9 protein-coding genes and 1 tRNA gene are annotated in these 9,015 nt (G+C 47.3%); 4 read left to right on the top strand and 6 right to left on the bottom strand.

The window, feature by feature from the left end:
- From RCH83_RS09245 to RCH83_RS09235, 3 genes are all read left to right on the top strand, one after another.
- Window positions 1-199: CheR family methyltransferase (locus RCH83_RS09245; protein ID WP_306521263.1), on the top strand; the 199-nt coding region annotated here is incomplete at its 5' end.
- Window positions 196-1,257 carry a chemotaxis response regulator protein-glutamate methylesterase gene (locus tag RCH83_RS09240; protein ID WP_306521261.1) on the top strand — a complete coding sequence of 354 codons (1,062 nt, stop codon included), beginning with the start codon at window positions 196-198 and terminating at the stop codon, window positions 1,255-1,257. The genes RCH83_RS09245 and RCH83_RS09240, both read left to right, overlap by 4 nt.
- Window positions 1,258-1,269: 12 nt before the next feature.
- On the top strand, window positions 1,270-2,472 hold the full coding sequence (locus RCH83_RS09235; protein WP_306521259.1) for an EAL domain-containing protein: 1,203 nt from the start codon (window positions 1,270-1,272) through the stop codon (window positions 2,470-2,472).
- Between the two features lie 36 nt (window positions 2,473-2,508).
- Here RCH83_RS09235 and RCH83_RS09230 read toward each other — a convergent pair whose 3' ends face one another.
- The 5 genes from RCH83_RS09230 to RCH83_RS09210 all read right to left on the bottom strand — a co-directional run bounded on the left by RCH83_RS09230 (window position 2,509) and on the right by RCH83_RS09210 (window position 5,839).
- The gene (locus RCH83_RS09230) at window positions 2,509-3,006 is read right to left on the bottom strand and encodes a chemotaxis protein CheD (protein ID WP_306521257.1); all 498 of its coding nucleotides are present in this window, start codon (window positions 3,004-3,006) and stop codon (window positions 2,509-2,511) included.
- An 88-nt stretch (window positions 3,007-3,094) separates the two neighbouring features.
- Complete coding sequence (locus RCH83_RS09225; RefSeq protein ID WP_306521255.1) at window positions 3,095-3,463, bottom strand: response regulator; 369 nt, start codon at window positions 3,461-3,463, stop codon at window positions 3,095-3,097.
- Between the two features lie 56 nt (window positions 3,464-3,519).
- Complete coding sequence (locus RCH83_RS09220) at window positions 3,520-4,437, bottom strand: rhodanese-related sulfurtransferase (protein ID WP_306521253.1); 918 nt, start codon at window positions 4,435-4,437, stop codon at window positions 3,520-3,522.
- 181 nt (window positions 4,438-4,618) lie between these two features.
- Entirely contained in the window at window positions 4,619-5,155 is a 537-nt protein-coding gene (locus tag RCH83_RS09215) for a YaeQ family protein (protein WP_306521251.1), read from the bottom strand.
- Window positions 5,156-5,200: 45 nt separating this feature from the next.
- On the bottom strand, window positions 5,201-5,839 hold the full coding sequence (locus RCH83_RS09210) for a LysE family translocator (protein ID WP_306521249.1): 639 nt from the start codon (window positions 5,837-5,839) through the stop codon (window positions 5,201-5,203).
- A gap of 211 nt (window positions 5,840-6,050) precedes the next feature.
- Between RCH83_RS09210 and RCH83_RS09205 the strand changes: the two genes are divergently transcribed.
- A complete protein-coding gene (locus RCH83_RS09205; protein WP_306521247.1) occupies window positions 6,051-8,447 on the top strand; it encodes a TonB-dependent receptor in 2,397 nt (798 codons plus the stop codon).
- Between the two features lie 267 nt (window positions 8,448-8,714).
- On the opposite strand, the gene RCH83_RS09200 is transcribed toward RCH83_RS09205, so the two are convergent.
- Window positions 8,715-8,805, bottom strand: a tRNA-Ser gene (locus RCH83_RS09200).
- Window positions 8,806-9,015: the final 210 nt, after the last annotated feature.

The following is a 9,015-nucleotide window of genomic DNA, read 5'->3' as shown; positions in this document are numbered from 1 at the left end:
GATTTATTTCGAGTTAGAAGATAAAAAAATTATTGTAAAAAATATTCTGCGCCAACTGAAACCCGGGGGTGTGTTGCTGGTGGGCCATTCTGAAAGTATCCATGGTTACGATGAGGGGCTGGTGCAGTTACAGGCCAGTTGTTACCGTTATAAACCGGTTCATTTGCTGGCGGACCGTTATGAGAGCAGCGTTGTATGAGTAAACGCCGGATCAAAGTGATGATTGTCGACGACTCAGCGCTGGTACGTCAGGTGCTTGGTCAGATGCTTGACGGTATTGCCGATATCGAGGTGATAGCCGCAGCGCCGGACCCGATTTTTGCCATGGCAAAAATGAATAAAGAATGGCCGGATGTCATCACACTTGATGTTGAAATGCCGCGTATGGACGGCATTACCTTTTTAAAACAAATTATGAGTACCAGGCCTACCCCGGTGCTGATTTGTTCATCTTTGACAGAAAAAGGTGCCACCACAACCTTGCAGGCGTTACAGGCCGGCGCCGCCGGGATTTTTACCAAACCCCAGCTTGGCGTCAAAGATTTTTTGCAGGCCAGTAAACAACAATTTGCTGATGCCATCCGCGAAGCTGCCAAAGCCAATCTGAAAAACTTACATGCCTTACCGCTGCAAAAAGCGCAAATGACAGTGCCGGTTGAAGCTGTGCCTTTGGGCGCTATGGCAAAAACAACGGAAAGAGTGATAGCCATCGGCACTTCCACCGGCGGCACGCTGGCGCTGGAGTTTGTGTTGTCGCAACTGAACAAAGTTTCTGAAGGTATTGTGATAGTGCAGCATATGCCGGAAAAATTTACCGCAGCTTTTGCGCAAAGATTAAACAGTATCTGTGACATTGAGGTCAGAGAAGCGCAACATGGCGATAGGATCCGGCCAGGTCTGGCGTTGATAGCACCAGGCGGCCAACATTTGTCCATCACCCGCAATGGTGCTTATTACCAGGCTGTGGTCAAACCTGGGCCTGCTGTCAACCGGCATTGCCCTTCGGTTGATGTCTTGTTTCGTTCTGTTGCCAAGGTGGCTGGGGCCAATGCCATTGGTATTATTATGACCGGTATGGGAGATGATGGCGCCAGAGGTTTATTAGAGATGCAGCAAGCGGGAGCCCGCACTTATGCGCAGGACGAGGCCAGTTGTGTGGTTTTTGGTATGCCCAAAGAAGCAATAAAACGAGGGGCTGCTGATCATGTTGTATCGCTTGCGCAGGTGCCTGCCATTATCATGAAATACAGTCAGTAGTTGAGGAAAAGGATGAACACATTTTCGGTACTTGTGGTCGAGGACAGTCCAAGTCAACGTGAATATATGCGGCAGTTGTGCACAGCTGCCGGAGTGCTGGATATTTGTGAAGCTGCCAACGGTCATATAGCGCTTGATATGTTGCAAAGCCGGGATAAACAATTTGATCTGATTATCTGTGATCTGGAAATGCCGGACATGGATGGTATTGAGTTGTTGCATCAGCTGGCTAGTATGGATCTGGACTCTGCTATTGCGATTGTCAGCAGCCGTGAACCAAATTTGATAGCTTCGGTCGAGTTGATGGCCAAAGCCGACGGTCTAAATGTGATTGGCAGTCTGGCCAAACCCGTGTTGCTGGCCAGTTTGCAACAGCTGTTACAACACTCCGTCTTACCCTGTAAAAAAGCAGTGACACACCATAAACATGCACCACTGGAGTTTCATGAACTGCAGCTTGCATTGCAGGAGCACAGATTTGTACTGCATTATCAGCCAAAACTGAATATGCGCAGTAAAGAGCTGGCTGGTGTCGAAGCTCTGGTTCGTCTGCGTCATCCGGAGCGGGGTTTGGTGTACCCAAACGATTTTATTCAAAGTTGCGAGCGCTACAATTTGATTGATGCCCTGAGTTATGAAGTGTTGGTGATGGCCATAGCGCAGCTGGAGCTTTGGCAACATCAGGGCTTTGCCAGCAAAATTTCGGTAAACTTGTCAGCTACATCCTTTGATAACAAACAGTTTTTACAGCAGGTTACCCAACTGCTGGCACATTCAGGTATCACGCCCTCTAATCTGATTTTTGAAGTTACTGAAACTGCGGTGATCCGGAATATGGGCCAGGCGCTGGCGTTTTTAACAAGGCTACGTTTGTCCGGATTTGGTTTGTCGATTGATGACTACGGCACCGGCTATTCATCGGTGAAACAATTGTCACAGATCCCTTTTACCGAACTGAAAATTGACCGCAGTTTAATAGATGGCATTCACAATAAAGCACACCTGCAGGTGATATTTGAAAGCACGCTGCTGATGTGCGACAAACTGGGTATTAATCTGGTGGCTGAAGGTGTGGAAAGCGCCGCTGACTGGGATTATCTGCAACAGGCAAATTGTATGATGGCTCAGGGTTATTATCTGGCAAAACCTATGTCAGACAGTGATTTTATTTTTTGGGTCACTCAAGGTTGTAAAGCCGCAGGAGAAGCGGAGTAACAAAGACGGTATTTGCAGTCATATCAACAGCCGCTGTTATGGCAAGTCCAGCGCCACATATTTGAGCCAGACTTGTCCGCTCCAGACATCAAACATCAATCTACGATAACCAACACCACCTGTATGTTCAGCGGCAATAGTCAGATGGTGCTGATTTAATAATTGTTTGGCTGCCACTACATTTTTGCTGCCGATCTGATGATGTGCAGCACCTGCAGGTTTTGGCATGCTGCCACCACCAAAAAGTTTAAATTCGAATTCTTTATTGGGCAGGCCCAGTTTGTGGATTTCTCTGAGCATCAGCTCAAAACCGCTATTGGCGTAACGGCTGCTATGGCTGGCGTCATGGCCATTACCGGCGTCTGGTAATAAAAAATGACTAAGGCCCCCTACTTTATGTTTAGGGTGCCAGCAACTGACAGAAACACAGGAGCCCAGCAAGGTGCTGATCCGCACACTGCCTTTGGCAAAATACATTTCACCTGGCTGCAGAAAAATTTCAACAGTGCCGGGCGGCATTTTGGGTTTAGCCATCAGGGGCACCCAGCCATGGCTGTGAACCCGGGTTGATGAAATTTGAAATACAGCTATAGGCTGACATTTGACGTCTTAGAGCGGACATTTAACTGACAATTTTAGCAACCGCCTGTAACAGCTGAGGTGCGGAAAAAGGTTTGACCACCCAGGCTTTAGCACCGAGTAGTTGTGCCTGTAATTTTGGGCCATCTGCCGCTTCGCGGGTTAATAACATAATGGGGGTAAAACGATAAGCACTCAGTTGTTTCACTTGTTTGATCAAGGCAAGGCCATCGAGTTCAGGCATGTACACATCAGTGATAATCAAATCTATTTTACGCCCATCCAGCAGCTGCAATGCCTTAGTTCCGTCATCTGCTTCCAGCACCTGATAACCGGCTTCTGTCAGCAGCTGCCCTGCAATGAGACGCAAGGCAGCTGAGTCATCCACCAACAACACTGTTTTATCCGGCATTGCAACCTCCATGTTGCGGTCAGAAGTGCTCACCGCATTGTCACGTCAGTGTAGAACTAAAAATCGACCTTGCCGTCACGGATATGTTGTTCACCACGTTGTCTGGCAAGTTCAATTTGCTTTTGCCTTTCGGTAAAAGAAACCCGTTGTTCGTCGGTGATTTTGTCATGGCAGTGTGGGCAGCTTAAGCCTTTCACATAAAGGGGAGACAACATTTCGTTTTGAGACAATGGCATACGACAGGCGTAACACTGATCATAACTGCCCTGCTCCAGGCCATGTTTCACCGCAACCCGCTGGTCGAACACAAAACATTCGCCTTGCCACAAACTTTCCGGCTCTGGTACTTCTTCTAAATATTTCAGAATACCGCCATCGAGGTGATACACCTCGTCAAAACCCTGCTCTTTTAAAAAGGCGGTTGATTTTTCGCAGCGGATCCCACCGGTGCAGAACATGGCTACTTTTTTATGTTTGGTCTTATCCAGATTGTCAGCTGCCCATTGCGGGAATTCACGGAAACTGGTGGTGTTTGGATTCACGGCATTTTTAAAGGTACCAATAGCCACTTCGTAATCGTTACGGGTATCAATCACAATAGTGTCGGGGTCGCTGATAAGCTGATTCCAGGCTTCCCCTTTGACATAAGTGCCGACAATATGCGAAGGGTTAATGCCCTCAACCCCCATAGTGACAATTTCTTTTTTCAGTTTCACCTTGGTGCGGTAAAAGGCAGGTTCATCAGCAAAAGATTCTTTGTACGACATGCCTTCAAAACGGCCATCGACATGCAAAAATTGATAAACAGCATCAATGCCTTCACGGGTACCACAAATAGTGCCATTGATGCCTTCTTCGGCCAGCAACAAGGTGCCTTTGACTTTATTCAGTACCAGATGCTGATAAAGTTTATCGCGCAGCGCAACATAATCAGGCAGGTTCACAAATTTATATAAAGCAGCTACAACGTACATCTTTTATCCTTTTTGCTAAGTCCGGATCGCAAATCCGGCGCAAGAAAACCGGCGCGCATTATACGCCATCAATGAACAAGGGTAAATCGAAGCTGTAAGTGAACGACATTTGGAGGTCTGGCGATCTTAAAACTATGTTGTTCAGAAATGCGGGCGTTTGGTGACGTGCCGGCTGAAATGTTTAATGTAATTGCAGGTAAGATATAGGTGCCACCTGCATTTCAAGCTGTTGCTGACCATCGGTTATCACGAGTAAATCCTGTTCCCGCCATACAGACAGCTGCATGTGTCCACGCAACATCTTACAGAATTCTTCCAATTGCTCAGCGCCTAAAGTGGATAACACCACATTGGGCAAACCGCGTATCAGCGCTTTGGCTTTGGCCTGATCTGCAGAATCTGTTACCAACAGCACCTGCTCCGCCTGATGGCTGGCGCGCTGCAATTGTTTTTCCGACGGCAAATCGACCTGGCACCATAGTAAAAAATGTTGTTGCTGGTCCTGCAGATATAAATCGGGTTGCCGACCGGACGGTTGTTGTTTTGCCAGCACTGGATGCAGTTCATATAAACTCAGGTAAGTGAGAATTCGTTTGGCAAAATGACTGGCATCTTCGTCCTGAAATGGTGCCAGATAACAGGTTTCTTTCAGATATTGATGTGATTGCTCTGAGTTGTAACTCAGATCCAGCCTTATCACTTTGCTTTGCATCCGCATAAGCACCCCCCTTTGCTGCTTTGTCGGCAAAAGGCGCAATAAAGTTTAAAAAGCCTTTAAAGCGCTATACAGCAACTGCATAGCCAATGCCAACAGGACAACCCCCATCAAGCGGTCAAACCAATAGCCTTGATGCAATAAAAAACTTCTTATTTTTTGTCGGGTTAATACAAAAGATAGCAAACAAAACCACAGGGCTGTGGCAATCGCCATATAAACACCGTAAATAATTTTGAAACTCAGTGGTGTTTGTGGCGAAATAATGACGGCAAATAACGCCAGGAAAAACAGCGTGGCCTTGGGGTTCAGACCGTTGGTCAGCAAACCAGTGCGAAAAGATTGCCATAAACCAATTGCAGGTAGCTTATCGTCCTGTTCAGTTTCCCGACCCAGCTGTGGGCCGCTGCGAAGCGCCTGAGTACCTATATAAGCAAGATAACTGGCGGCACAAACAGAAAACAACTGAAATAACCAGGGGGTTGTTTGTAACAATAAACCTATACCCAGTAGTGAATAGGCAACATGCAATAAAATGCCAAGGCCTATACCTATACTGGCAGACAATGCCACTTTTACACCGTATCGCACCGCATAACGAAGCACTATGGCAAAATCAGGCCCCGGACTTGCAACTGCAACAAAATGAACCGAAGCCACCAATAAAAATTCAGGCCAAAACGACATAACAGCGCTACCCCAGCGGACAAAAACAAAAAAACTATTCTAATTCAGTCAGTACCTCTAACAACAGTCCTTTGTTTTACCAGCTACAGGTCATCGGTAAAAACAGCACATTGGTCGCGACTTTCTGACTGAAATACGATAAAGGCTTGTTTTTTGCCAAACCTCCCCCGTAAAATGTTATAACATCACACAAAACATACAGGAAAATCCAATGAGATCTGTTTTGAACCATTTTCCAGCGGGCTTTTATTTTAAGCCTGCCGCTCTGGCACTTTGTATCACGCTTTCCTGTCAGGTTCAGGCGCAGACAACCCCTCTTACCGGCGTTGTTGTCAATCAGCAAGGTCAACCCGTTGCCAATGCCAAAGTCCATGTGCACGGTCGTCAACAATATGTGTATACCAATGACAAAGGCGAATTTCGTATTCAAAGCCCGGCCGACGCGCAGCTGCATATTGCGGCTAAAGGTTATGGTGACGAGTTTGTCGCAGCCAGTGATCTGCCGCTTACCGTAAAACTCAGCAGTGGTGGTCTGGAGCGTATGACAGTGTCGGCGTCAGGGTTACACCATTATGATTTGGATATGGCTCATCCGGTGTCCGTGATGTCTGGCGAAGACTTAAGCCGGCATACCGAAGCCACTATAGGGGAAACGTTAAAAACTTTGCCTGGTGTCCACAGCAATTATTATGGTCCTGTGGCTGCAAGTCCGGTGATCCGTGGTCTGGACGGCCCCCGCGTCAAGCTGCTGAGTAACGGCATGGATACAGGTGATGTGTCGCGCGTTGGCCCTGATCACGCTATTAGTGCCGACGCCATTACCACAGAACAAATCGAAGTATTGCGCGGCCCTGCCACGCTGTTATATGGCAGTGGTGCTATTGGCGGAGTGGTCAATATCGTCGATAACAGGGTGCCTCGCCAGCTCAGAAGTCCACAAACCACTATAGATGTCCGTCGCAATAATGTTGCTGATGAACAAAGCTACGCGCTGGCGCATGACGGCGCTGTGGAGCAGTTTGCCTGGCATTTTGACGGTTTTGACCGCAGCAGCAACAACTATAAAGTGCCTGAGTTTGTCAATGATGAAGGTGAAAGCCAAAAGACGCTTAAAAATAGCGCACTGGATAATCAGGCGTTGAATATTGGCGGCAGCTGGGTTGGTAGCAGAGGTTTGTTTGGTGTTGCTGTTGGCCGTATCAATAGCCAATACGGCATACCTGGCCATCAGGCGCATGGGGCTGAAACTGAAGAAGAGCATGCCGGACACGATGACCACGCGGCTGAGGCTGTGTATGCAGATTTAGATCAAGACAGACTGAGTTATGCCGGCGAGTTGTATAGTCCGGTTCAGGGTGTTGAAACCTTAAGCCTCAGTGGCGCTTACACCGATTATCAGCATATTGAGATGGATGCTGGAGTGGCCGGTACCACCTTTAAAAACAAGTCTTTTGAAAACCGCCTCAGTGTTGAGCACAGTGACCTGCTGGGCTGGCATGGTCTGGTTGGCTTGCATTATCAACACAACGATTATCGGGCTTTTGGTGAAGAAGCTTTCACCCCGGATGCCAAAACCAGTAGTTATGCCCTTTTTATCCTGGAAGAACGTCGATTTGGTGAATTTTCCGCACAATTGGGTGGTCGCTTCGAGCGCACTAAACACGATACCGAGGCGCTTGAACTCGCACATCTGCATGATGAAGCGCACGCCGGAGATGTAGACGATGAAGCCGGTTATGCCCGTTTTAATGCCGCTAGTGTGTCGGCCGGTCTGGTTTGGAATTTTCAGCCAGGTTATCAATGGGCTTTAAGTGCCAGCCGCTCTGAACGTGCACCAAGTGCTGCCGAAATTTACGCCAACGGTGCTCATATCGCCACCTCCAGTTATGAGCTTGGGCTTGCTTATCAGCTTGATGAGGATGGTGACATTGGATTTTATAACGGCAAGATGCAACGTGAAACCGCCAATAACCTTGATCTTGGTTTTCGTAAAACAGAAGGTGATCTAACCTTTAGTTATAACTTCTTCTACAACCAGATTGACGATTATCTGTACCTTGCCAATACAGGCTTGGCTATGGATGATTTAGCAGAGCATGCAGAAGACGCCGATCATGATGACGCAGCAATACATGATGATCATGAAGAGCATAGTGAATTTGATGTGTATCAGTATCAGCAGCGTGATGCCCGGCTTTATGGTGCTGAGTTTGCGCTGAGTTATCAGCTAGATACTGAACAACAACTGTCGGTATTTGCCGATATGGTGCGGGCCAGGCTGAGATCCGGCGGCGATTTGCCCCGTATTCCGCCCATAAAAGCCGGTGTGGAGTATCAGTATCAGGCACAACAATGGAGCACAGTTGTTGGCGCAACTTATTATGCACGTCAGGATAAAATATCGGTTTATGAAAGCGAAACTGCGGCTTACACCAGTTTTGATGCCAGCCTGAATTATTATTTCAACTTGCAGTCTGTTGATGTAACAGCGTTTTTAAAGGGTACTAACCTGAGCAACAAGTTAGGTTATGTCCACAGTTCTTTTATAAAAGCTGATGCGCCATTACCTGGACGCGCCATTACGCTGGGCCTTACCGCGAAGTTCTGAGTTAGCACCACAGCGAATGATGCTTTTGGCAAAAAGGCCGGTATAACACCGGCCTTTTTTATAGCTTGCAGCTAAACCTCAGCAGCATTGTAAGCAGAATACACCCAAAGAAGAGCCCTTGCCCCCTTCTAAATCGGCGTATTAAAAACAGAAGCACTGCAGGCAGATGCACAAAGCTGGATTACCAAGCAGGGCTTGGTACTTGCCGAGCACAGATGACAAAAAGCAAAAAGCCCGCTTAAAGCGGGCTTTTTAACTTGTTAAATATGGCGGAGAGAAAGAGATTCGAACTCTTGAAGGGCTACTAACCCTCGCCGGTTTTCAAGACCGGTGCATTAAACCACTCTGCCATCTCTCCAATGGCGCGTATCTTAATAACTTCAGCGCACAAAAGAAAGTATTTTTTTACCGTTTAACACGTTGAATTCCATTATAAAGATCTGTTTGCATAAAAGCTGTGCGATCGTCGGGCGGTAAATAAACAATAACGGGAATTTTAACTGCCACCTTGGGTCAAAGTTACTGACTTGCGCCAATGAAGCTTGTATAGTCGCAAAGTATTTACAAC

It is taken from the genome of Rheinheimera sp. (assembly GCF_030824435.1).
GTDB lineage: Bacteria > Pseudomonadota > Gammaproteobacteria > Enterobacterales > Alteromonadaceae > Pararheinheimera.
This window is presented reverse-complemented; position numbering and strand designations above follow the sequence as displayed.